Raw genomic sequence first — 24,155 nt, 5'->3', positions numbered from 1 at the left:
AGCATGGCCGGATGACATCGGCACACCTTATACAGGTTCTTGAGGGCGTTGATATGGAACGTATTCCGATCGAACGAGACCATTCACAATTCGCCGACATAGGAGCGTATCGTACCAAAACGAGAGATTCCGGCCTGTTAACGACACGCCGAATGGGCTAGGATCCCTCCACTCCAAATCTGTTGGAGGCCACTCTTTAGGCCCCGGAAACGGGGCTTCTTTATGAACGGCAGCTCTTCGGCGCGCATGGTGCCGGCATCCCGCTGTCTGAAATACGTACGGTAACGTTACCTTAATCTCATTTACCTTAATCATGATTACCTTAAGGGCCGAGAGCGCTTGCCAGACACCTTGAGGAGGTCATAACGCGACGACTAGGCCGGGATCGTTGTGTCGGGGAATAGCGGCGGCGACGACGATCCGAAACTCGGCCAACATGCATGCATCGATGGGCATGAATTCTCCATGCGAGTCTTGTCCCCGCATGTCCTCTCCTGGTAGCTTCGATGAACATCCTTGAAGTCCCATCTAAAATCGAAGAGCCCCAGAGCCGCACTACAATTTTCAGATGATCTGAAGCGATTGAGGCAAGCTCTTAGTCGCTTCCCCGAAATGGGACGGATCACGGAAGAGATCCCGGTTCCCCGGCGTACTTCGCTTCGTGATGGGCCATACCTTGTGGACTACGAAATCCAACAGGGCGCAGTGGTCATCTTCGCTATCCGGCATGGTGGTGAACGATCTCCCGGCGTGGAAGTTGACGATGATTTGGACTTCGAAAATCCAGACGGCGATCCCCGCTTCTCCTGACTGATCATAAGGACCATCCCGTTCGCTCGATACCCGTCCAGGGTTCAGGGCGTCCGGCAGGAGAATCTGGTCGCTGAAACAGGTACGCGCCAATGTGATTTAAAGCTTGTCGTTTGTTACCTGTTGCCAGGCGACGCTGACTCGCGTATATCGTGTACAGCTGGTGCAACCCGCGGATGGCCTCCCAGCTCCGCGCAGCAGCTGTTCCCTCTGGAGGTGAAAACCTTCATGCCTATGGGCCTCGGCTTCCGATGGCCCATTTTTCTAGCCTGCCTGAAGGCACGCTGCGGTGTAACCGCCCAGCGGCGAAGCTCGAACGACCGGTGCAACATCTTCGAGCTTATTTCCAGAGGATTGCTGACCCTCAGGTTATTGTTCTAGAAACCTGCCATCTAACTAAACCGACGTGTCCCCGGAGCCCCAGAATGCATATCGAACCGCAACACCGGATATACGTCTGCTTTTTTCTCTTCGCGGTTTCCATGGGAGCCATGCTTTCGCGCCTTCCCGATTTGCAGGACGCTCTTCTGGTTGACAAATCCGAGCTTGGCCTGACTCTGATCGGAGCAGCAATCGGCGCATTGATCTCTCTTACTTTATCATCGCCGCTCGTGGCGCGCCTCGGAGCACGCGCCACTGCTTTCATCACTGTACTCGGAACGTCCGCGCTGCTGGCGCTCGTCCCCTGGATGAACGCAGCACCCTTGGTGTTTGGCCTTCTGATATGCGAAGGGCTGCTGGCGGGGGCGCTGGAGATCAATCTCAACGTTGAGATCGACCGTATCGAGGCCCAACTTGGCAGGGGTGTGATGAACCGGGCCCATGGATTCTGGAGTCTAGGTTTCTTCGTGACCGCGCTCGTCTCTTCGGCAGTTCGGCAAGCCGGTGTATCTATGCAGGTACACCTCGCGCTCACGTTCGCCCTTGTCCTGATCATCGGAACCATAACAATCGCGGGCATGAAGAACGCGCCAGCCCGGGTCGCTCGTGAACCCGTAAAGGCGGAGCATATTGCTTTACCCACACTCGGCTTGCTACCTCTCTGCGTGATCGGTATTGCAGCGTTCCTCGTCGAAGGCGCGGGCATTGATTGGTCTGCGATCTATATGCGTGACGTCTTTCACGTAGAACCGTTCGTCGGCGGGCTGGGGCTAACGCTGTTCACATTCTTTATGGCGTTGACAAGATTGTTCGCCGATCCTTTCGTTGACCGCTTTGGATCGCGCATAGTGGCTCTTGTCCTTCTCGTTCTTTCAGCGGCGGGGCTATTTTCGGTTTGGATGGCGCCACATCCTTGCGTCGCACTCTTGGGATTTGCTCTCATGGGGGGCGGCTGCAGCGCGGTCTACCCCCTAGCGGTCTCGGCAGCTGCCCAGCGAACTGACAGAGCGGCGCATGTCAACGTGGCGGCTCTTGGACAGATGTCGTTCGTTGTGTTTTTCCTTGCCCCACCCATGCTTGGCGTCGTCGCGGAGCACGCCGGAATTCGCGTATCATATTTGATATGCATCCCTGTCATCGTCACGGCGCTCTTCTGTTGCAACGCTCTTGCTCCACGCCTCAGGTTTTCTGCGGCTTGAAGGGTTCATGGGCCACGCATACGGAGAATCCGATGAAATGATCGCCACTATTTACCAACTTCCCATCATCGGGCGTGCGGCGGATACAACAAGCCCCCACCCGGCTTCCACGATCTCAATGACAATCCAGCTAGGGCACCAATCCTCCTGTCTTGAACCGCTCGTAGGCCCGATGACAGCTATTCGATTGACCGCTCTAAGGTCCCAGATCCGACTGACAAGGTACTAGGTAGTGCGCACAGGTGGCGTCACGCCGCAATCGTCCGTCGCGGCTACATGATAGACGGCGCTAGGAGTTGAGATGGCGGCCCTTCAACCCGGTAAGCTACGTTCTGGGATCGATCGGGCTTGCTTCCCGCCGGAGCAGAGGCGGCGGTTCTGTTCGGCGTTCCGAGCAAGGAAGGCTTATTTGCCCTCAGCTCAAAGTGCCGTCAGGCTACGCGGTCCCGCCGCATACGCATCCCGTGCATGAAGTGGTCACAGTCGTAGCAGGGATTATCAATCTTGGAATGGGCGAAACCGCTGATCGGAGTTCCGCCAAGGCACTGCCTGCAAGCCGTTTTTTTGCGTTGCCGCCCGGCATGGCGCTTTTCGCCTACTTCGACGAGCCGACAGTCATCCAAATTACGACGACTGGCCCATGGGCATCAAGTATGGCCGGCTGACGATCCGAAGAAAGTCGGAATAGCCAACCGTCGCATTGAAGACGAACTGCCTCGCTCTGGCGGGGCTTCCGTTTGACCGTACGCTAGCAGAGGGGAACGTCCGCTGAAGGCCGTCGACACGAAGGCGATCCCGGTCATTTTTTCACTGAAAGGTAGTGCAAACTACGCCTATTTGGTGAAGTGTCAGCAATGATCGGTTGTGGTTTTATGAGCTGGACAGATGCGGCATCACAGTATTGCGTCAGAGCCCGCCAGCATCTGGGCGGGCTCATTTTTCCTCAAATCTGTGGGTAAGTTACTGCGCTTGCAGCGGCTTCGGCCTCTGAAAGCGTTGCTGCTGCTCCGATGGTCCGCTCCGGGGGTAACGCCACAGACAATGCTGCCTGAGATGTGGCAGATGATGGCGTCTCCGCGACAAGAGGCCTTTTCACTGCGCAACGATTACAGAATTCGCTGAACACGCCCTTCCCTGCTCCCCTTCGATAGCGACGAATCGACCTCGGCGCGATTGCGCCCGGATCGCTTAGCTTCGTACAACGCGCGATCGGCTTTCTCGAGGAGATCGCCGGGATCGTCCGAAGTCGAGGTGGTGAAGGAGACCCCGATGCTGCCAGTAAAGCGCAAATAGGTTCCATCCACGCTTTGGGTTTCAAGCTGCTCTATTTTCCTGCAGAGGAACCGAGCATATTCAAGCGCGTGATCGGACGAAGGAGCATCGTACACGACCACGAATTCCTCACCTCCGAACCTGGCAGCCAACGCATTCGAAAGATCCGGTATGTTATCAAGGAGGCTAGCGAGCGATTTGAGACAGCGATCGCCGGTCGGATGTCCGAAGCGATCGTTGACCGATTTAAAGTGATCGATGTCAATGAGCAGAATGGCTGTGCCCGACTCCGGCGACGACCTCTGAATCGCCGCGGCCAGAAACTTCTCGAAGGTTCTGCGATTGGCCAGACCCGTCAGAGGGTCTTTCTCGGCAAGCGCCTGCAGTACCACATTTGTGCGGCGCAGTTCACTGGCCGCATTCCCATAAGAGATGATTGCGTCTCCAATCAACGCCAACTCTTTTAGCAGCGGCCTGTTCGTTTCGACAAGGAGAGGTTCGTCTTTCTCGATCCGTTTAAGGTTGCCGATTGCCGCAACGATTGGAACTGCCAAGTGCCGGCGGGCTAGTACGAGCAAAAGAGGTACGAAGAGGGCGGGAATAATGAGAACGATGATCACGAGATTCCGCACTGCGACCGCGCTCTTTTGAATGCCTCCGGCGATTTCGTCGGCCACGAGAGCGGAGTTGCCACTGACCTCTTTGCCCATCATTTCAATGATGCGCATCGCCTCCTCATAGGCGACTAGATCCGCTGTCGATTTGCCGGATCCTGGAGTGCTCTGAACACCGTTTCGCTGATCTACTTCGTCCCGGTTTTTCTGGTGCGCAGCTGCGATCGTCTTCGCGAGGCCGGCCACCTTGAGAGAGCCACCAGTCAGGGTGGCTGACCCATCAAAACCGAAACCCTGAGCGAGAGCCTGGATTTGCAGCTGAAGCTGTCGTTCCAAACGGCGGTCGTTGGCGAGAAAAATCGCTCGAACGAGGGATGACATCCTTTCGATCTTAACGGCGTTCCGGGTCTGCGACAAAATAAGCGGGATCTGTCGCTCGCGCGTTACAATCGCCTCATTTTCGATACGAGTCAGTAAGAGGCCCGCGCCTGCCGCAGCGATCGCCGAGTAAATGACTACCACAAACAGGAGAATGCGCCCCACAGATCGGAGAGGCATGTCGCGAGACCTCGATAATCGGGTATCCAATTGGCAGCCCTAATAGATGCTGAAGGGAAAATAGTGGTCGTTGATCTTGTCGTAGGTCCCATCAAGTTTGATTTGCTTGAGCGCATCGTTTACGCGAGCGATAAGCACACTGTTTCCTTTTCTCGCGGTGATGTGCGCTGAGCTTTGCAGAAATTCGCTGGAAATGGGATCTCCGACGTAGCCATACGCGGAACCTGTGGGCGTCTCCATGAAACTCAAAAGTTCAATAGCATCGCCGATCAACAAATCGGCCTTCTTTTCTTCGAGCAGTTTTTGAGCGGACGGCTGATCTTTGGCCAAGACAGGAACGCTCTGTTTGTATGCTTGCTTTGCGTAGTCAGCCTGGATTGTTCCCTCGGCAGCGGCGATGCGCGCGCCAGCCAGAGCTTCTGGAGAACTGTCGGTGAACTTTTCTGCGTCCCCGATCAAAACCGAATGCGAGCGGTAGTATGGCGCTGAGAATTCAACGCGGGCGGCACGCTCCTTCGTGTATGCCATGCTTGCCACGATCAGATCATATTCGTCGGATTCCAGTCCGTCGATTATCTTGGACCATTCGACGGTCTGGTACGTGCAGTCAGCGTTAAGCTGCTTGCAGAGCGCCTTTGCGATATCGACATCGAAACCCTTGAGGGTACCGTTCTCATCGACAAAATTGAAAGGGGGATAGGCCCCTTCGGTAGCGATCCGGAGGTGCTCGGTAGAATGGGCGACAGAGGCGCCGAACAGAAGACCTAGGGCGAGGACCAGATTTCGCATCATGACGTTTCTCCTTCAACGCAACTATGATGCGAAATGACTAAGGAAATCCTGAAATGACCGCTCGGAGTCGAGGAAATTTGCGACCTGCCAATTGCGGTTGCAGCAAATTCAATGATCTACAGTACCTCCAGGCGGCACTTCCGCTTACAGGTGGCTGTCGAGGGCGCGGGCGGACCACAAGGAGACCGAGCGCAGACGATTCGAACGTGTTCCGGATGAGCGCAGCCAGTATTGGCTCCTCGCGACTTCGAGACTTTCGACAAGCGGCTGCTTTGGCCATCGTCTTGGCTGCGGGATCGTTTCGCCGTCACTTGCGTGTCGCGCCGAGCCTTGCGAGAACCTCACCTGGGATCTGGTACAGCTTGATGACATCCTTATCATTGTGGAGCCCGCAGATCTCGCGCTGGATAAACAATGCCCAGACGGCGTCGGAAGCGTCATCGAGGAGGGTTTGCCGGTCAGTCTTGTGATTGTTTTCCGGCGACCACGATGCAAGCCTGGCCAACGCGGCTTCCATCTTGCGGCCTTGGCGACCCAAAGCGTCCGCTCGCGCGGAGGCAAGCTCGTATTCCAAGGGACTTAATCCGCCGCTCGACTGCCCTGAGAGTGATCGTGGTGGCCTGAGACTCACGATGCCTCCTTTCCTGGATATTCGTTCAAATGACGATGCTCGGTAAATTTGCGTTGTGGACGGACTTCCTCCCATCCCTGCCCAACACGCTCAATTGGTATGACATGCTTCGCTCTTCCCGCCGCGCGTCAGGGTAGCTTCCCTGCCCTTGATCCAGAATTCCGTGGCGTTGTCGGCATAGCGGCCGCCATCGGCTGAGGCGACCTGCGGCAGTCTGATTTCACCCGATGCGCCCGAGAAGGCGAGCACGACACTGCCGGGCGAAGCGTCGGGCGACGAAAAGGTTGCATGGAGACGCGTGCCGGTTGAGCACTCGTATTGCGCCTCCATCGGGAATGCCTTGGCCGCCGAGACCGCAACAGCAGCAAGCGCGAACATAATCGTCTTCGCAGTCATCATGCCTCCCTCGCCCGACTGAGACACTCAATCAGCACGCCCCTGCGTCGAGGTCACGGGTCGCCGCCATGGTCACCATGCCAGTCTAACGCTGCGACGCTCGTGAAGAAAGGTATCGCGTCCTCGGCGTTCGCCCAAGGCAGAGTCCGGCCTTAGGGAGAGGACCCACTCTTGAATTGCGCGCTCATCGCGCCCGCCGCCGGCGAGGTCACGGAAGTACCGCGCTATTCTCTTCAACATCGACCCTCTGCCCTATCAAGCGAAGCTCGACATCCTGCAGGCGCGCAGCTCGAGCTCAATAGGGAAATGTCTCGCCGAGACGACGAAGCTGCAGACCACCGGGGCAACGGCGGAACCTACGACGTGGAGCAACGTCAGGCCGAGGTCGCAGATTTGACTGCCGAGATCGCGGCCCAGGGCCACTTCGTGTTGCTTTTGCTCGCGCAACGCTCTATCCAGCCCGCTCCAGCATATGGAGAAACAGAGTCATGTTTCGCCGGTGGCCGTTCTGGCCGACTAGGTTTGTCCGGTCCCAGTTCATTTTGTGTGTTTGAATGCTGCGTCGCTTCTTCTCCTACTATCGGCCGTATCGGGGGCTTTTCGTCCTCGACTTTTCCTGCGCCATCCTTTCGGGGTTGCTCGAACTCGGCTTTCCCATGGCCGTCAAGCTGTTCATCGACCGGCTTTTGCTCAGCCAGGAGTGGTTGTTGATCCTGCTCGCGTCAGGCGCCTTGCTTGCGATTTATGTCATCAATACCGGCCTGATGGCAGTCGTCACCTATTGGGGACATATGCTCGGCATCAATATCGAGACAGACATGCGCCGCGCGGCGTTCACTCATCTGCAGAAGCTGTCATTCAGCTATTTCGACAACCAGAAGACCGGGCACATCGTCGGACGGTTGACAAAAGATCTCGAAGAAATTGGAGAAGTCGCCCACCATGGCCCGGAGGATCTGTTCATCGCACTGATGACCTTTGCCGGCGCCTTGTTACTGATGGTCTCAGTCAACTGGCAACTGGCGCTGATAACGGCGATCGTTGTGCCGCTGACGGCCTGGTTGACAAGCCATTTCGGCAGCCGCATGACCCAGAATTTCCGCCGCCTCTTCGAACGGGTCGGCGACTTCAACACGCGTATCGAGGAAAATGTCGGCGGCATCCGCGTGGTACAGGCTTTCGCGAACGAGAATTACGAGCGCACGCTCTTTGAAAAGGACAATCAAAGCTACCGCCGGGTCAAGCTTGACGCCTACAAGCTCATGGCCGCAAGCACTTCGCTGAGCTATATGAGCATGCGGCTAACGCAGATGGTGGTGATGATCGCCGGAGCCTATTTCGTGCTCTCCGGTAATCTGACGACCGGCGGCTTTATCGGCTTCTTGCTGCTGGTTGGCGTCTTTTTCCGTCCCGTTGAAAAGATCAACTCGGTCATTGAAACCTACCCCAAGGGCATTGCCGGCTTTCGCCGCTTCACAGAGCTGATCGATACCGGGCCAGATATCGCCGACGCGCCTGATGCCATCACGGTCGATCATCTCAAGGGGGATATCGCCTATGAAGACGTCTCCTTCGGATATAGTCCGACGGCGGCAGTGTTCGGGCATGTCAATCTAGCAATCCGCGCCGGTGAAACGATCGCCTTCGTCGGCCCTTCGGGCGCCGGCAAGACGACGGTCTGTTCGCTTCTGCCGCGCTTCTACGAGGTCGGCAGTGGCCGCATCACGATTGACGGCGTGGATATACGAGACATGACCACGGTGTCACTGCGCCAGCAGATCGGCATCGTGCAGCAGGACGTTTTCCTGTTCGGCGGTACGATCCGCGAGAACATCGCCTACGGTCGGCTTTGCGCCAGCGAAGCCGAGATCGCTGAGGCGGCCCGCAGGGCGCGGCTGGAAGAGATGCTTGCGGGCCTGCCCGCCGGTCTCGATACGGTCATCGGCGAGCGCGGCGTCAAGCTTTCCGGCGGCCAGAAGCAGCGCGTTGCCATCGCTCGCATGTTCTTGAAGAACCCTCCGATCCTGATCCTCGACGAGGCGACCTCGGCGCTCGACACAGAGACGGAACGCGCGATACAGCGTTCGCTTGCGGAGCTTTCAAAAGGCCGTACCACTTTGATCATCGCCCACCGCCTGGCCACCATCCAGGGCGCCGATCGGATCGTCGTAGTCGATGGCAACGGTATCGTTGAGGAGGGAACGCATCAGGACTTGATGGGCAAGCGCGGCGTCTACAACCGCCTCCACGATGCGCAAATGCGGAGCCACTGAAAAACCGGAAACGCGGCGATTGATGCAATGCGATAAACTTGATAATTACACACATGTTTTATAGTTGCAGGACATTGCCATGACATTTCAGCCGCGCATGCAGAACGCGATCGAGGGTTTCTCGGTCGTTGGCGGGCTCAGGCGTCGAAACTTTAATGGCATCACAGCTGACCTGTGGGATGTCGAATGTGGCGCCTATGCCGGCGGACACTACGTGGCGCGCGATCCGCGCCTCTTCATCCTTCTCGACCATCTCGGGTGCGGTCGTCCGTGGGTCAAGCGTTCGGCGACGGCCGCCGGAGCGCCACAGGACCGTCAAGCGAGTCCAATTTCCTACATCCCCGCCGAAATGGAACTGTGGGTGGACATCAGAGAGGTGCACTCGATGCGCCATCTCGATATCCATTTCGATGCCGATATTGTCAGCCAGCGGCTGATGGAAGAAATCGATCCGCAAAAACTGAGAGAGCCGCAACTGCTGTTCTGCGACCAGCGGGCCATGGCGCTTGCCGAGTTGATCGCGACGGAGATCGCCAGCCCCTCCCCGCTGCATGATCTCTATGGCGATGGTCTGGCGCTCGCGCTCGTCATCGACGTCCTGAAGATGGTCAAGACGCCACCGCGCAAGCGCGGCGAGCTCGCATCCTGGCAGTTGCGCCGCGCCACCGAGTTCATCCAGGAGCACAGCGGGCGCAACATCCGCCTGCAAGAACTGGCCGAACTGACGGGGCTGTCCCAGTCGCATTTTAGCCACTCGTTCAAGGCCTCCACCGGCGCAACGCCACACGATTGGCAAATGAACGCCAGGCTGGAGCATGCCAAACAGCTGCTGCGCGACAGCGATCAGGGTCTCACTGCCATCGCGGTGGAGACTGGATTTTCCGACCAGGCGCACTTCACCCGCGTCTTCCGCAAATATGTCGGCACAACACCGGCGCGCTGGAAACGGTCGAAGTGAGAGTGATGCATTTTTGCAAAGATTTGCTCACGAATTTTGAAATTGCCCAAAATCGTTCAATCGCCGCGGATCAGACCAAGCCCGACCATTAAATTTGAGTTAATCGCTCACGTTATTCGAGCTGGCGCATGGCAGGCGGCCGGCGGGCGTATGAGCGGGGTAGTAGGAATGCACAAAGTAGAAGGTTTCCAACGTGCGCGGCGGGCTCTGAGCGCAAGCGCAGCACTGTTTGGTGTTTGCGCCGCCTGGACGGCCCAGGCACAAACGGCCGACACGGCACTTGCGCCGATCGTCGTCCAGGCCAAGGACGCCGATAACGAGGCGATCGGCCCCGTGAACGGTTACGTCGCCAAGGAAACGACGACGGGATCCAAGACCGACACGCCGCTCAATGAGATCCCGCAGGCCGTCTCCGTTGTCGGAAAGCAGGAAATGGACGACCGTGGCGTCGTCAACAAGGTCGATGAAGCCTTGCGCTATACGCCTGGCGTGACCGCCGCTCCCTTCGGTGTCGATGCTGATACGGATTGGATCTACATTAGGGGCTTCGACGCTACACAGACTGGCGTTTATCTCGACGGTCTGCAGCTCTTCACCTATGGGTTTGGGGGTTTCCAGATCGATCCGTTCATGCTTGAGCGTGTGGAGGTCTTGAAAGGCCCGGCATCGGTTCTCTACGGCGGCGGCAACGCCGGCGGTATCGTGAACTATGTTCGCAAGCGACCGACGGACGAGCCCTACTTTTACACCGACGTCGGCATCAACAGCGACGGCAATGCATTCACCGGGTTCGATATTTCCGACAAGCTGGGAAAGAGCGACACGGTAACCTATCGCCTCACCGGCAAGATCGCGGGTGGCGACAATTACTCAGACTTCTCCCACGACCTGCGCGGTTTCATCATGCCGCAGGTCACCGTCTCCCCCGATGACGGCACCACGCTTACAGCCTGGGCATACGCAGGAGCGCTTAACCAGGTTCATGTCGGTAACGGATTTTTCCCGTATGTCGGTACTGTGGTCGATGCCCCATTTGGCAAGATCGATCGCGACTTCTTCCCTGGAGAGCCGGACATCGATACCGGGCGGTACGACCAGCAAATGGGAGGCTATGAGTTCGAGCACGAGTTCGATAGCGGCATCAAGTTCACATCGAATGCCCGCTACGGCGACCTCCAGAAATACGAGGTTGGCCCCTATGCCTATGGCTATGTCAATACCACGGACCCACTCGATCCAGGCTACTTTCAACTGAATCGGCTCGGCTTCGAAGGGCACTCCGAGGTTAACACCGTTGCCATCGACAACCGTCTGGAAGGCGACTTCCTGACCGGCGCCCTAGACCACGAGGTCATGGTCGGCCTCGACTACAAATACTATCAGCTCGACAACGTGCAGGCATCCACGCCCGCTACATCGATTGACCCGGTCAATCCGGTCTATGGCGCTCCCCAGCCGATCAATCGAATTTACAGCAATCAGCTGATCACTCAGCAACAGCTCGGCATCTACGCTCAGGATCAGATACGTTTCGCTGATGGCTGGCTCGTAACGCTGAACGGGCGATACGATTTCGTCAATACCGACACCGACAACCGACCGACGGCCTACAGCTCAACCTATAGCAGCTACAGCTATGATACGTCGGCGGCCAGCGGTCGCATCGCCATCGCCTATGAATTCGACAACGGCCTTACGCCATACGCCAGCATTGGTACCTTCTTCAATCCGACCGTCGCTCCGAGCGCAACGCCGAACACTGCCCCGGAGGAAGGCGAGCAATACGAAGTTGGCCTGAAGTACGACCCCACCTTCATCGATGGCACGTTTACAGCGTCGCTCTTCCACCTCAATCGTCGCAATGTTGTCGTAACGGACCCGGCGACTTTCCTTGCCAATCAGATCGGTGAAATCGTGTCGCGTGGCATAGAGCTGGAGGCCAAGATCAACCTCAATGACAACTGGAAGCTCCTTGGCTCCTTCTCCTACACCGATCTTGAGGTGAAGGAGGATATTGTTGCTGCCTATGTTGGAAAGAAGCCCTATCTCGTGCCCGATACGACCGCCGCACTGTGGCTGGACTATACCGTAACGCAGGGCGCATTGGAGGGAGTCAGCGTTGGAGGCGGCGTGCGCTACCAGGGCGAAAGCTGGGCAGACCGTCTAAACACTTTGAAGGTTCCTGACGCAGCCGTGTTCGACGCCGCAATCCGCTACAAGAAGGAGGGCTGGGAAGGCTCCATCAACGTCACCAATCTCTTCGACAAAGACTATGTCAAAGGCTGCGGCGGCGAATTCACATGCGGTTACGGGGACGCGCGGACCGTCTTGTTCAAGCTGAGCAAGACTTGGTAAGCCGCCAATTTTGTGTGTCTTTTCTGGAAGGCCTTCTTGGCCTTCTTTGCCGACGGGAGATGAATTTGAGCACATCACCGCTCACCCGCAGAACTTTTCTGGCTACAGCGGCCACGCTTGTCGCGGGTGCGGCGCAAGGTCGGTCGCCAGAGCCGCGGGTTGCCACGCTCGACTGGGCGCTCTTGGAAACACTGCTAGCGATCGGTGCTAATGTGGTCGCGGCGACGGAATTGCGCCAATTCAGGCAGGTCGCCGTGACGCCCGCAGTGCCCGAGACTGTCGCCGATCTCGGGCTGCGTGGAACGCCGAACCTCGAGGTTCTGCGCTTCGCCCGGCCCGACCTCATCTTCAACTCCAGCTTCTACGCCTGGGCCGATCCGATTATGAGCCGCATCGCAGCGGTCGAAAGCCACGCGATCTACATGCCCGGCAAGAGTCCCTACGGGCTGGCCGAGCAGGCAACATTGGCGATTGGAGAGCGTCTGGAGCGGGCGCAGGCGCGGCTGCTGGTCGAAAATCTCTCTGCGAAACTGGATCGCTACAAGGCTCTGTTTGCCGCCGGCGACGGACGTCCTGTCTTGCCGATCAATCTCGGCGATGCCCGCCACTACCGTGTATTTGGCTCTGACAGCATGTTCGGCGAGGTATTGCAGCGCGTCGGGCTCACCAACGCCCGGAAGGGAGCGACCAGCTATTCCGCCACGGCGCCTGTCGGCATCGAAACTCTGGCGTCCATGCCGGACGCCTGGATCATCCTCATCCCGCCGCATCCGCAAGACGTGTTCGATACCCTGACCGGGAGTGCATTCTGGAAGGCGCTTCCCGCCGTGCAAGAGAACCGCGTCCTGACGACCGGGTCGATCAACCCTTATGGCGCGCTTCCGGCAGCAAGTCGCTTCGCCGATTTCCTCGCCGATGGATTCTCACGTGCCCGAAACGGCTAGTCTGTCCATGCCGCGTGCGCACTCACGCAGCCCAATCATGCCAGCTTGCGCGCTTGCCGTCGCATGCGTCACGTCTTTCGTCCTGCTATTGCTGTTGCGTCCCCAGGTGGCCGGCGATCCCGCCCAGGCCAAGGCACTCGACGCGATCCTGCTCTGGAACAGCCTTGCGCCAAGAGCGGCTATCGCTCTTGTGTCGGGGGCGGCACTGGGCCTCGCCGGGGCGCTCCTGCAGCGCATCCTGCGCAACCCGATCGCCGATGCCTCGACGCTCGGTATCGCTTCCGGCGCCCAACTGGCGCTGACGCTTGGCTTGAGTTTTTCGCCTGTCCTTACCGGTGTCTCGCGTGAGTTCGTCGCCTTTGCCGGTGGACTGGGAGCCGTGGCCCTCGTGCTTGCCTTGAGCTGGCGCCGGGGACTTGATCCAGTCACCGTGACGATCTGCGGCATGATCGTCAGCATGGTTGCAGCTTCGCTCAGCATTACGCTGGTGCTGGCACGCGGGGAATATGCCATGTCGATCCACATCTGGGGCGCCGGCGCCCTCAATCAGCAGGATTGGGGTGGTGTAACGTCGCTTGCACCTCAGCTCGCTGCCGGTATTTTTGTCGCGCTGCTTCTGCTCAGGCCGCTCAACGTGCTGGCTTTGGACGATGCCAGCGCTAAAAGTCTCGGCGTCTCGCTTCATACCGTGCGTTTCGCGATCCTAATGCTTGCCGTCTGGCTTTCGGCCTCGGTCACGGCGACGGTTGGCATCATCGGCTTCCTCGGACTTGCCTCACCGACAGTCGCGCGGCTTTGCGGCGCGCGCACCACCCGTCGGATCATGACGACGGCGCCTCTGACCGGGGCAGCGATTCTGCTTCTGACAGATTGCCTGACGCAACTGCTTGGCCCCGGCTTTTCCGACCTTGCGCCTACAGGAGCAGCCACCGCGCTCATCGGTGGCCCGCTCCTCTTGTTCCTGCTGCCACGCATCCATGGCCCCTCGGCTATCACCGCAAAATCGCCTGGAGCTCTGCGACGCGTATCGCGACCAGCGCTGGCACTCCTGCTTTTCGGCGCTCTCGTCTTGACTATGCTCGCGGCTGTCCTTGCTGTCGGGCCGACCGATGGCGGCTGGAAAATTGCCGTTGGCTCGCTGCTTTCAGATCTTCTGCCGTTCAGGCTGCCGCGGGTTGCCGTTGCAGCCGCAGCAGGTGCGATGCTGGGTGCTGCCGGCTTCATTATCCAACGCGTGACCGGCAATCCGCTGGCAAGCCCTGAAGTGCTCGGCGTCTCCTCTGGAGCCGGGGCTGGACTGACAGTGACGCTATTCATCTTCGCCTTCCCTTCACCGCCGATCATGGTCGCCGGCATGGCCCTCGGAGCACTCGCCTCATTTCTGGCCATGGTCGTCATTGCCCGGCGAGCTGGGATGTCGCCTGAGGCGCTCCTGCTTGCAGGCATCGCCATCAGCGCCTTCTGCCTCGCAATCATCGGCATGGTGCTCGCGCAGGGCGACATGCGCAGTTACATCCTGCTGACCTGGCTATCCGGTTCGACAAACCGCGCCGGCGCTTTGGAGGCCTGGACTGCAATTATTTCGCTTTCTATTCTGACAGCGCCGCTCTTCCTGATGACGCGCTGGCTGACCATCTTGCCACTTGGCGCCGGGCTGGCACGCAGTGTCGGAATTAGCGTTACCCCAACACGTTTGCTGCTTGCAGCACTTGCGTCGCTCATGACGGCAATCTCCTCTTTCCTCATTGGGCCACTTAGCCTCACAGGATTGATCGCGCCCCACTTGTCCAGGCTGATCGGTTTTCACCGGACCCGCGATCATTTGCTGGCGGCCATGCTGCTCGGCGCTGGCCTGCTTGTCCTAGCCGACTGGCTATCACGGATCATCATTTACCCCTATCAGGTTCCGGTCGGGCTGTTCGCCGCCCTGATCGGAGGACCATATCTTCTGTGGTTTCTCAGCCGAAAGGAAACGCGCGCGTCTCCGTAGCACCGGTGGCCAGAGGCGCGCATGCGATTGTCAGCACGTGCATACGGTCGCATCGACCCTCCTCCGGTTCCGTAACGTCAGGTCGATGCGCCCGAATGCAAGCACAATCTCAGTTGTTAGAGCAAACCGATTGATTAATTGATGACTTCGATCACGCGGTGCGTATGCGGATCAACGATCACACGCTCTTGTTCACCACCGTGTAACCGTATGCATCATTGCTGGGGATCGTGCGGATTTCGACTGAGGACGGCAGCTCAGTTCCTACAACGATATCACCATCATAAACAACGGATGGGACCTGCTGTTCAGTGATGTAGGTTCTCACCTCGCCAGGCCCGGTCACAACCCTGGGCTGGGCCATAGCCATACCGGTTAGCATGAGCGCTGCCGTTGCAGCTGTTAGGAGAGCTGTCATATGTCTGAAAGGATGAGCTCCCTTTCCACGTGAAGGTTCCCCGGCAAACAGGACGGGCAGCTCCCCTCCAACCTCACTGCAGTGTTCGGCTTACCCCATCGTCAGGCGGCACGTCGGCGGTCAAAAGAAGCTTGTCGATTCTGCGCCCATCAAGATCGACGACCTCGAATCGCCAACCGTTCATCGTAAAACTCTCGCCAACCTCCGGCAGGTGCTTCATTTCCTCCAGCACGAGGCCCGCCACCGTCTGGTAGTCCCTGTCGTCATCAACCTGGAACCCCATGAAATCCGCAAACTCGTCAATCGGGGTCCAGCCGGACACGAGATAGCTACCGTCGTGGCGGCGCACGATCGCCTTCTCTCCGAGCGAGTCTTCCTGGACGGCACCCATGATCGCCTCCAGGATGTCGCCGGAGGTGATCACACCTTCGAAGTGGCCGTATTCGTCATAGACCAGCACCATGTGGCAGGATGAACGACGAATGGCCTGAATGACGTCTAGGGCACCCGACAAGTCAGATACGATCGGAACCTCGTGGGCAAGGGTGGCAATGTCGACATGGCCGGACGACGCAAGCGCATCGTAGAAGTCCTTGGTCAAAAGCACGCCGATGATCTCGTCGGAGCTGTTCTTGCGCACCGGCAACCGCGCCTGCGCGGTCAGACGGAGCTGGTCCCGGATCTCTGCAAAGCCATCCTCCACATCGATCACCTCTACATCGCGGCGCGGCGTCATCAAGGCTCTGGCATTTCGATCTGCCAGGCGCATGACCCCAGAGATCATCGCCGACTCTTCCGTCTCGATCACGCCCGCGCTGTGCGCTTCGGCGAGCACAGTCTTGATTTCTTCATCGGTGACGACGTCGCCGGACTTGCCCGACTGCCCGAGAAGTCGAAGGATGGTGCGACCGGACGTGTCAAGCAGCCAGACGAGCGGCGCGGCCAGGCGGGACAAAAACATCATCGCCGGGGCGACCCTGCTGGCAACGGCTTCCGGTGCGCGAAGGGCGATCTGCTTCGGCACCAGCTCGCCGACAATCAACGACAAGTATGTGATCGCAACGACGACCGAGCCGACCCCAAGCGCATCGGCGGCTGCCTGTGACAAGCCGTGTGTGCCTAGCCAGCCGGCCAGTCGCGCCCCAAGCGTCGCGCCCGAGAATGCGCCGGACAAGACGCCAACGAGGGTAATGCCAATCTGGACGGTGGATAGAAAACGTCCGGGGTCTTCACCCAGCCGGATGGCCATGGCGGCCCCGCGGCTTCCCTGATCGGCGAGTACTTTGAGACGAGCCGGCCGCGAGGATACGACCGCGAGCTCGGACATGGCAAGGACGCCGTTCAAGATCGTGAGAATGGCAACGATTGAAATTTCGAGAAGCAAAAATGGGGACCCTATTTCAAAACTATCAGAAACATAGGCATTCTCCCACAGAACGCCAGCTTCTAGTTGGTCTCAATAATTGTTTCTTTGGCTTCTTCAAAATCACCAGATCGCTTGAGATCGGATCGCCTCGATATGGGCGCGACGAGGCGAACCAGTGGATTTGGTTCGTCCCGCTTGAGAACGCACTAGGCGTTAGCTGGTTCCCCCTTCGCGGGCGGGCGTCAGTGATAGAGTGATAGTAATTAAGTTGCTGGTTGATGTCGCTGAACAACTGCTTGACTTGTCGATAGAGAATTCAAGAGCGCCGAACCGGCAGCACCCTGGGGAACTCCACCGCGACGGGACTTAAATACCCCCTCGCAAATATTCTCAGTTTCCGTGACAAAAGCGCTCTAATGGCCAGGCAATGTGGACTCTTAGGGTTCCCATCCGATCGTGGATATGAATCAAGGCTGCTTTTTTGGCAGCAGCTATCATTGGCCTAGCACCGGTTCGGCCGTTCTAAAATGCCTTGACGTGTGCGGCCAAACGGAGAGCAAGTGTCACAATCGTCAAAGTGGGGTTTGCATGGCTGCTCGTCGGGAACACGGAAGAGCCTGCGACAAACAGGTTCTGAGTGCCATGGACCCGACAGTTTTTGTCGACGACCCCGTTTCTCGGATCCGCTGACATACGCGTTGTTCCAGCATGGTGCGCCGCTGAATCGAACGAGCGCAACTTGTCCAGCACGTCGCCCGCAAGAGTCTTTTCATTGTAGATCAGCTCGCCAGTTCCTGACTCGCGGAACTGCTTTTTGATTAGGGCATGCGTGGTGACCACGGTCCGCACGTCAAGATCACTGAATGCTATTCTCACTTCCACGCGGGGAACGCCCAACGCGTCACGTTCGGTGTGCAGCACAATACGACTGTCAGCGTTAGGTGCATGCTCGGTTTGATAACATAGGCCGAAGCGATTGTTCAGATCGGTTTTTCGCGGTAGCAAAATCGGAAGGCGTCTTTTGGAAAAGTACCGCTGCCTCCCCGCTTCGGCTATCTGGGGAAGAAGTTCAGGTAAATTTCGCGCGACACGAGACATATGCCGGAACAGGAGTTTTCTGTTGTCTTTAAAAGATGCTGTGCTCCGCTGCCGAGCGAGATCAATGCCGAATTTCGCCAGAAATATCGCGGAGGAAAGAGCCGGTGTCTGGTAGGCACTATCGGCAAACGGCGTCAGGAACGTCGCAATTGCGTTTCCAATTTCCTCTCGCCGCTGTGCCTCAGGGGTGACCCAAAGGCGGCGCCTGACGTAAGTTTCTCTGTGCTTCTCGAACTCAAAAACGAAGCTTTTTCCACAGTCTTTCAGTTCGGCCCAAGCATGCATGCCGGTCAGATGCGACATGTAGTAACGCCCGACGTTGTCAAAATCGTTTCCGATGCCCGCCGGTGCGACATCGTTGGATGCCAGCAGGATCCTCGCATTCTCGATCCCTCCACAGGCAAGTACTATATTCCGGGCTCGAACAGTGAAACGATGACCAGCTATCGCCGTGACCTCTGCGCTTTCAACCCGTCTGGTCGCAGGATCAAGTTTGAGGCCGGTCACGGTGCTGTTGAGCATTACGGTCACATTGCCACTTCTTTCCAGTGAAGGGCCGTAGCGTCGAGCAAAATTGGTTGGTGGGCCCCAACGCTCCAACATGTAGGAGACAATATCTGCCCCGTCGAATCCCCGGATCATTTCCTTTTGACGTTCCGGAAACGCCGAAGATACGTCAAAGACGGCATCTCCAGCTTCACACAGAGCAGTCGCGCGTGCGAGATGCGCGTTTATGTCCTGCCATTCAAGCGGCCAACCACTAAACGGAATCCAGCTGCGACGCACCAAGTCGATCGCGTCCATCGGAATGCACCGGCCACCCCAGGCTGTCGATGTTCCCCCGAACTGACGACGGCGGTTGTTCTCGAGCGGCTCGTGAGAGCCATGCGGCCAGACATAACCACGCAACAAGTCACGTGCCTGAGGGGTTTCCCGCGCGCCCCCGCTATCCAGAAGGATGACTTTGTGAGGCGTCCCGACCATTTCTGTGGCGACCGTAACCCCTGCTGGCCCGCTGCCTATGATCAGCAGGTCGCAATCGACTACACTGCCATGTGGTGGGACGGCGGCGACTGCCATCAATCGTCCAGCTCATCGTATGGAAGGCGCTTGGCGGAATAAATGCACGCGATATTCTCCTTTAAATGGTCGCGGCTCGTCGTGCCGGTCAGCACAGAGCTTACGTACGGCTGTCGGATGGCATAGCCCAGCAGGGCATGCCGGACGGTAATGCCATACCGTCGTGCAAACGCATCCATGACAGCTTCCTGGCCGCGCGAGAAAACCTTATTCACAACAATTCCCTTACCGGCGGCTTCTATCGAAGCAAACATCGATCTAGGTCGCAAGGGATGCAGGTCAGTTTGGACGACCCTAAGTGTTTGATTGCTGCAGGCAATCTTTAATGCGTCGTCCTGGTCGGCCGATATTCCGAAATAGCGCACTTTTCCGGATCTCTGGATAATCGACAGCGCCTCGAACAGTCCTTCTGACTCTTCGAAGCCGGATGCTACGTCGTGCAGGTACATAATATCCACGTAGTCAGTGCGCAGTCGCCGCAAGCTGTTGTCGATCGCAGTCGCCAGATAGGCGGGCGAAAAGTCCTGCTTGATAATATTGGCGGTCAGTGCGTTGTTGCGTACCGTGGCAGCTAGCCGCCGGGCGTGTTTGAACGGACGCAGTGCTCGCTTCAAAAGCGGCATTGCCTTGATAAAGAGGCCGCTTCTTTCACTAAAGCGGTACCCAATTTTGGTTGCAAGAATGAAGCGATCTCGTGCCCCTTTAATCGCTTCTCCGATGATAGCTTCGCTGTCGCCTTGTCCGTAGATGTCAGCCGTATCGATGAAATTGATTCCCTGATCGGCTGCCGCAGCAATGAGGGCGAGTGCCTGGCGCCGAGGTAGCCCTGACGATACGGAAGTTAATCGGGAGGTCCCCAATCCGAGAACTGAGGGACGGAGGTCCGTATTGCCTATAGCTCGATAGTCCATGCTTCTTCCTTCCGTATTCCGAACGGGACTTTCGGTGAATAGGCGGTTTCCACACGCTTATGACGAGCAGGCTGCGTTCGGGACTTAAAGCCGGGATGTTTGCATGGCGTTTGACCTTGGTGTGCCAAGCGCGAGCGGCTTGTCCCGGACGCTTTTCCCGCTTCGAGTAACGAGCTGCCGCTTCCAACTACGGCGCACCAAAAACTATAAAAAAGAATCAGAAAGTCAGAGAGGAGAAAGCCTCCAGCCTTTCCCCTCAGCCAGGCGACCAAACACGGGATGATGCAGAAAATCAGGAAAAGCCGGAAAGGCGATATGATAACCGGTCCGATTGGCCAGAGCCATGGAATGAACAGGCTGACCAAGAACAAAACCGCGAATATAGATAAGCCTGACTGTACACGGATGGCTCGTGCATCTTGATCGCGTGTCTTTCTGTTTGAGATCGAGGCCTGGGTCTCGTCGCATTTTGAGACCACGCCTCGCGTGGAAGGAGTAGCCCAGGCCTTCGAGGTCATGCCACCAGTTCTCCATCTGGCTCGAGGCCCTTGCGGGATTAGGTTAGACCAGAGCGTGAGTATCAACGCTAAATTTAGGCGTTGTCGATTAAGTAAAAATTGCTCATAGGCCTACTTTCGGATGAAGCTCTGCCGTTAGACGGGGATATGCTGCACGAGCCGACGGCTATCAAAGTGAGACATCGCGCCTCTCTACCTGCCTTTACGCAAGCGACACCGTGTTAGGCTTCCGCTTTTCCCATTCGTACTGAAATTTTGCACATCCATTAGAACGAAATAGTTAAACACTTGCATCTATTGACCCGATCCGATCGATTCACGACCATCGGTCAGTCACCTAGAAAGTGCACGTTCGCCTGTGTCCACGACAGTCGCATGGGTGTTGGCCATGCCATCATGCTGCTCGCCTGCCCAGGCGAGCGCTTCGCCTCGCCATTTCTCGCCTGAAGGCATAGGCACTGACCGGAACAAGGATGGCGACAAAGGCCAGCGCGATCAGCAAATGCAGGTGAAGCTGCAGCCGCCCGAGCAATGCTTCAACCGCACCTCCGGCCACGAATCCAATCGCAGTTATCAGGATGCCCCAAATCAGCGCGGCAATCGCATTGAGTATGACAAACCTGCGCGTCGAGACGCTCGAGATGCCGATCGCAACGGGGCTGATCGTTCGGATGCCGTAGATGAAGCGAAAGGCTAGAATGAAGCCGGTCGGATGCGCTTCGAGCAATCGCGTCACCCGCGCAATCGGTTCCGATCCGAGCAGTTTCTGAACATAGGACCACTTCGTGGCATATCGACCCGATAGAAAAAAGAACTGGTCTGCAGCAAACGATCCGAGACATGCAGCCAACGCGACCTGCCAGTATGGAATGAGCTGCCGATGGGCGAAGATCCCACCCAGAAATGCTGCCGTTTCGCCTTCAACAGCAGCGCCAAGAAAAACGGCCAGGACGCCGTATTCACCGATCAGCTTTTCGAGCAATGGCTAGCCTCCGCGCGGGCGACGAGCAGACAATCTGCCTTGAATTGGGTCTCGCAGCAACGCCTGCAAGAGAGGAGACCTACCATAGCGTGCGACACCGTGGCTCCCCTACCAATGCCATAGGGCGTCAACACAACGATCGCCTCGCAACGCGTTAAGAATGTGTTAGCCCTACGGGCACTGCAGCTTGGGCTAGCCGCTTAGGGGAAGCGCGATGCAGGATAACGATCCGAATGGCGCCAGAAAACCACCGGTCAGGAGCGGCTGGAGGAAAGCCCAGGCCGGTGCGATCGAGCGCCGGATCGTTACCGCACTTTGCTACGATCTGGTCGATTCAACCGAACTCTTCCATCGCATGGACCTGGAAGATTACCGCGAACTGATATCGGCGTTTCAGGCAGCCGCGAACAAATCGATCGTAGAGCATTCAGGCGTGCTTCGGGTGGAGGCCGGTGACGGCGGTCTCGCCCTGTTTCCGATCGATCTCGGAGCGCGGGATGCCGCTTCCCTCGCTATTCGTGCCGGCCTGCAAATCATTGAGACCTGCAGGCACGTCGGCGAGGCCGCCGGTCGTGCTGATCTGCAGGTGCGCGTCGGCATCGCCATCTCCGTTGCGCTCGTTCAGGGATTTCAAGAACAAAGCTGGAGCCATGAGCCGGTTGTCGGCGTGGCGCTTGCTGTGGCCACGCGTCTTGAGACGGTCGCTGCTCCCAACACCGTCTTCGTGTCAGACGAAACCTGCAGGCTGGCGGGGCGCTCGCACGCGTTTTCGTTCGAGGGCATCTGGAAGCTGAAGGGATTCGAGGGACCGCAAAGGGCATGGCGCGCGCTTGGCCACAAAAATGAAGTGGACAGATTCTATGCATTTGGGAGACTCGGCAGCCCCTTTGTGGGTCGCACAGCCGAGCTGGAGGCACTTTCGAAAGCGTGGAAAAGCGTGCCAAGAGCCATTGCACACGATGATTGCGGCTACTCGCCGGCGCTTGGCTACCTCGTCTGGCAGTTGGACAAAAGACAGAGTGTAGTTACACTCGATATTAGGACGGACGACCTTAAGACGCTCGTACTCGATGAAAACATGCCCGGAAGCACATCGCCGCAGGCCTATTCGCACTCCATGTCGTTGGCACCCATGCGCGCGGCAAGTGGCCACTTCGGTTTGCGGGATCGGTTGTCCGAACAGCCCGTCTGCCTTGCAACCTCGCTCGCGGAACGCTATCCCGCTGTGCGGGCAATGTCGGGCTTGACGGTGCAGCAAGGGGAGCGGTGGCGTGCAGACAGAGAAAATCGGCTTCATCGGAACCGGGACCATCAGCGACGCCATGGTCAGAGGCCTACTGACCAAGCCTGCCGCCGTCGCGCAGGTGACGATTTCGCCTCGCAACGCCGAAATCGCAAAGCGATTGGCTGCCGACTTTGCCGAAGTCTCGATTGCCACTGACAATCAGGCCGTCATCAACGCGAGCGACATGGTTGTCCTGGCGGTGCGCCCGCAGATCGCGCAGGACGTCCTGGGCGAACTGACATTCCGCAAAGGGCAGTCCGTCCTCAGCGTTATCGCGGCAACCGACCGCGAGACGCTTCTCGATTGGATCGGAGCAGATGTTCATCTCGTGCAGGCCATTCCGTTGCCCTTCGTCGCCGATCGCGAAGGGGTGACCGCCGTCTTCCCGCCGGACCCTCACGTTGCGACGCTCTTTTCCGTTCTTGGCGCGGCAGTCGAATGCGAGACCAAAGAGGAATACGACCTTTTGGCCGCAGCCAGCGCGCTGATGTCCACCGTCCTCGGGATCATGGACGTCTCCGCGGCGTGGCTGGAGCAGCGCGGCCTCGCCAAAGGCAAGGGCCGTGCCTATATCGCGCCGCTATTTTCCAGCCTTTCGAAGACGGCGGTGCGCTCCGACACCGTTCCACTCGAAGAACTCAGCGGCGAGTTCGCGACAAAGGGCGGCCTGAACGAACAGGTGCTGTCCGACTTTCAGAAAAAAGGAGGGCGTGATGCCCTGGTCCTGGCGCTTGATCGCGTTCTGGCGAGGATACAGGGCGCTGGCACCTAGAAGGTCGGCGGCGTACAGGCACTGATGACCTCGCACGCGACCGGCCCGACGCATCGAAACCGATGCGGTCTGCGGCTTTCGAAGTAATAGGCGTCGCCCGGCCCAAGGATCCGGCGCTCGTCATCGACCGTCACTTCGAGCCGCCCGGAAAGGACGATGCCTCCCTCTTCTCCCTCATGAACGAGCGGAACCTTGCCAGTGTCGGAGCCCGGCTGATAACACTCCTTCAGGATCTGCAGGCTGCGGCCAAACAGGCTTTCACCAACCTGCCGATAGGAGATCGCCCCCTTCCCGATCTCGACGAGCTCCTCGGCCGCATAGAATGCCTTTCGCGGCCGTTCCGGTTCGAAGGCGAAGAATTCCGCCAGGCCGATCGGAATGCCGTCAAGGATCCGCTTCAACGCGCCGACGGAAGGGTTGGAAGAATTCGATTCAATCAAAGAGATCGTCGAATTCGTGACGCCGGCGCGTTTGGCGAGCTCGCGCTGCGAGAGATTATGCATCATCCTCAAATGACGGAGACGATTGCCGATATCGACGGACATAGGACGT

At 58.0% G+C, this 24,155-nt stretch carries 17 protein-coding genes and 3 pseudogenes; 10 read left to right on the top strand and 10 right to left on the bottom strand.

Annotated features, from left to right (window positions below):
- Positions 1–516 precede the first annotated feature (516 nt).
- The 3 genes and pseudogenes from ACSQ9D_RS27415 to ACSQ9D_RS27405 form a co-directional block, all read left to right on the top strand.
- On the top strand, positions 517–810 hold the full coding sequence (locus ACSQ9D_RS27415; protein WP_436284970.1) for a type II toxin-antitoxin system RelE/ParE family toxin: 294 nt from the start codon (positions 517–519) through the stop codon (positions 808–810).
- Positions 811–1,235: 425 nt separating this feature from the next.
- A complete protein-coding gene (locus ACSQ9D_RS27410) occupies positions 1,236–2,390 on the top strand; it encodes an MFS transporter (protein WP_436284969.1) in 1,155 nt (384 codons plus the stop codon).
- A 348-nt stretch (positions 2,391–2,738) separates the two neighbouring features.
- A pseudogene (locus ACSQ9D_RS27405) lies at positions 2,739–3,131 on the top strand (cupin domain-containing protein); the annotation flags it as partial.
- A 365-nt stretch (positions 3,132–3,496) separates the two neighbouring features.
- Here ACSQ9D_RS27405 and ACSQ9D_RS27400 read toward each other — a convergent pair.
- From ACSQ9D_RS27400 to ACSQ9D_RS27385, 4 genes are all read right to left on the bottom strand, one after another.
- Positions 3,497–4,819: a GGDEF domain-containing protein gene (locus ACSQ9D_RS27400; RefSeq protein WP_436284968.1), complete on the bottom strand. Its 1,323-nt coding sequence runs from the start codon at positions 4,817–4,819 to the stop codon at positions 3,497–3,499.
- Between the two features lie 54 nt (positions 4,820–4,873).
- The gene (locus ACSQ9D_RS27395) at positions 4,874–5,626 is read right to left on the bottom strand and encodes a transporter substrate-binding domain-containing protein (RefSeq protein ID WP_436284967.1); all 753 of its coding nucleotides are present in this window, start codon (positions 5,624–5,626) and stop codon (positions 4,874–4,876) included.
- 307 nt (positions 5,627–5,933) lie between these two features.
- Positions 5,934–6,257 (bottom strand): DUF6665 family protein, encoded by a 324-nt coding sequence (locus ACSQ9D_RS27390; protein WP_436284966.1) that lies wholly within the window; start codon positions 6,255–6,257, stop codon positions 5,934–5,936.
- 90 nt (positions 6,258–6,347) lie between these two features.
- On the bottom strand, positions 6,348–6,656 hold the full coding sequence (locus tag ACSQ9D_RS27385; protein WP_436284965.1) for an MliC family protein: 309 nt from the start codon (positions 6,654–6,656) through the stop codon (positions 6,348–6,350).
- Between the two features lie 551 nt (positions 6,657–7,207).
- Between ACSQ9D_RS27385 and ACSQ9D_RS27380 the strand changes: the two genes are divergently transcribed.
- The 5 genes from ACSQ9D_RS27380 (at position 7,208) to fhuB (ending at position 15,173) form a co-directional block, all read left to right on the top strand.
- Positions 7,208–8,926 carry an ABC transporter ATP-binding protein gene (locus tag ACSQ9D_RS27380; protein ID WP_436284964.1) on the top strand — a complete coding sequence of 573 codons (1,719 nt, stop codon included), beginning with the start codon at positions 7,208–7,210 and terminating at the stop codon, positions 8,924–8,926.
- A 79-nt stretch (positions 8,927–9,005) separates the two neighbouring features.
- Positions 9,006–9,884 (top strand): helix-turn-helix domain-containing protein, encoded by an 879-nt coding sequence (locus ACSQ9D_RS27375; protein WP_436284963.1) that lies wholly within the window; start codon positions 9,006–9,008, stop codon positions 9,882–9,884.
- Between the two features lie 168 nt (positions 9,885–10,052).
- Complete coding sequence (locus ACSQ9D_RS27370) at positions 10,053–12,239, top strand: TonB-dependent siderophore receptor (RefSeq protein WP_436284962.1); 2,187 nt, start codon at positions 10,053–10,055, stop codon at positions 12,237–12,239.
- Positions 12,240–12,304: 65 nt separating this feature from the next.
- Positions 12,305–13,183 (top strand): ABC transporter substrate-binding protein, encoded by an 879-nt coding sequence (locus ACSQ9D_RS27365; RefSeq protein WP_436284961.1) that lies wholly within the window; start codon positions 12,305–12,307, stop codon positions 13,181–13,183.
- 37 nt (positions 13,184–13,220) lie between these two features.
- Complete coding sequence (fhuB, locus tag ACSQ9D_RS27360; RefSeq protein ID WP_436284960.1) at positions 13,221–15,173, top strand: Fe(3+)-hydroxamate ABC transporter permease FhuB; 1,953 nt, start codon at positions 13,221–13,223, stop codon at positions 15,171–15,173.
- Positions 15,174–15,307: 134 nt separating this feature from the next.
- On the opposite strand, the pseudogene ACSQ9D_RS27355 reads toward fhuB, so the two are convergent.
- From ACSQ9D_RS27355 to ACSQ9D_RS27335, 5 genes and pseudogenes are all read right to left on the bottom strand, one after another.
- Positions 15,308–15,591, bottom strand: a pseudogene (locus tag ACSQ9D_RS27355) (DUF1236 domain-containing protein).
- A 73-nt stretch (positions 15,592–15,664) separates the two neighbouring features.
- Positions 15,665–16,975 (bottom strand): hemolysin family protein, encoded by a 1,311-nt coding sequence (locus ACSQ9D_RS27350; RefSeq protein ID WP_436284959.1) that lies wholly within the window; start codon positions 16,973–16,975, stop codon positions 15,665–15,667.
- Positions 16,976–17,479: 504 nt separating this feature from the next.
- Positions 17,480–19,135 (bottom strand): GMC oxidoreductase, encoded by a 1,656-nt coding sequence (locus ACSQ9D_RS27345; protein ID WP_436284958.1) that lies wholly within the window; start codon positions 19,133–19,135, stop codon positions 17,480–17,482.
- Positions 19,135–20,046, bottom strand: a complete 912-nt coding sequence (locus tag ACSQ9D_RS27340) for an aldo/keto reductase (protein ID WP_436284957.1) — start codon at positions 20,044–20,046, stop codon at positions 19,135–19,137. The genes ACSQ9D_RS27345 and ACSQ9D_RS27340 overlap by 1 nt, the downstream gene beginning before the upstream one ends.
- A 912-nt stretch (positions 20,047–20,958) precedes the next feature.
- Entirely contained in the window at positions 20,959–21,546 is a 588-nt protein-coding gene (locus ACSQ9D_RS27335) for a DedA family protein (protein ID WP_436284956.1), read from the bottom strand.
- 214 nt (positions 21,547–21,760) lie between these two features.
- Between ACSQ9D_RS27335 and ACSQ9D_RS27330 the strand changes: the two are divergent.
- Positions 21,761–22,324, top strand: a pseudogene (locus ACSQ9D_RS27330) (adenylate/guanylate cyclase domain-containing protein); the annotation flags it as partial.
- Between the two features lie 493 nt (positions 22,325–22,817).
- Positions 22,818–23,603 (top strand): pyrroline-5-carboxylate reductase, encoded by a 786-nt coding sequence (locus ACSQ9D_RS27325; RefSeq protein ID WP_436284955.1) that lies wholly within the window; start codon positions 22,818–22,820, stop codon positions 23,601–23,603.
- Here ACSQ9D_RS27325 and ACSQ9D_RS27320 read toward each other — a convergent pair.
- The gene (locus ACSQ9D_RS27320) at positions 23,600–24,148 is read right to left on the bottom strand and encodes a cupin domain-containing protein (RefSeq protein ID WP_037123177.1); all 549 of its coding nucleotides are present in this window, start codon (positions 24,146–24,148) and stop codon (positions 23,600–23,602) included. The two genes, ACSQ9D_RS27325 and ACSQ9D_RS27320, sit on opposite strands and share 4 nt — an antisense overlap.
- Positions 24,149–24,155: the final 7 nt, after the last annotated feature.

It is taken from the genome of Rhizobium sp. LjRoot258, assembly GCF_964254185.1.
In the GTDB taxonomy this organism is placed as follows: Bacteria; Pseudomonadota; Alphaproteobacteria; order Rhizobiales; family Rhizobiaceae; genus Rhizobium.
This window is presented reverse-complemented; position numbering and strand designations above follow the sequence as displayed.

Bases quoted from the DNA above. Each gene is read 5' to 3' on its own strand.
- ACSQ9D_RS27410 (WP_436284969.1), top strand. From the start codon at position 1,236: ATGCATATCGAACCGCAACACCGGATATACGTCTGCTTTTTTCTCTTC.
- ACSQ9D_RS27395 (WP_436284967.1), bottom strand. From the start codon at position 5,626: ATGATGCGAAATCTGGTCCTCGCCCTAGGTCTTCTGTTCGGCGCCTCT.
- ACSQ9D_RS27385 (WP_436284965.1), bottom strand. From the start codon at position 6,656: ATGATGACTGCGAAGACGATTATGTTCGCGCTTGCTGCTGTTGCGGTC.
- ACSQ9D_RS27380 (WP_436284964.1), top strand. From the start codon at position 7,208: ATGCTGCGTCGCTTCTTCTCCTACTATCGGCCGTATCGGGGGCTTTTC.
- ACSQ9D_RS27375 (WP_436284963.1), top strand. From the start codon at position 9,006: ATGACATTTCAGCCGCGCATGCAGAACGCGATCGAGGGTTTCTCGGTC.
- ACSQ9D_RS27370 (WP_436284962.1), top strand. From the start codon at position 10,053: ATGCACAAAGTAGAAGGTTTCCAACGTGCGCGGCGGGCTCTGAGCGCA.
- fhuB (WP_436284960.1), top strand. From the start codon at position 13,221: ATGCCAGCTTGCGCGCTTGCCGTCGCATGCGTCACGTCTTTCGTCCTG.
- ACSQ9D_RS27345 (WP_436284958.1), bottom strand. From the start codon at position 19,135: ATGGCAGTCGCCGCCGTCCCACCACATGGCAGTGTAGTCGATTGCGAC.
- ACSQ9D_RS27340 (WP_436284957.1), bottom strand. From the start codon at position 20,046: ATGGACTATCGAGCTATAGGCAATACGGACCTCCGTCCCTCAGTTCTC.
- ACSQ9D_RS27320 (WP_037123177.1), bottom strand. From the start codon at position 24,148: ATGTCCGTCGATATCGGCAATCGTCTCCGTCATTTGAGGATGATGCAT.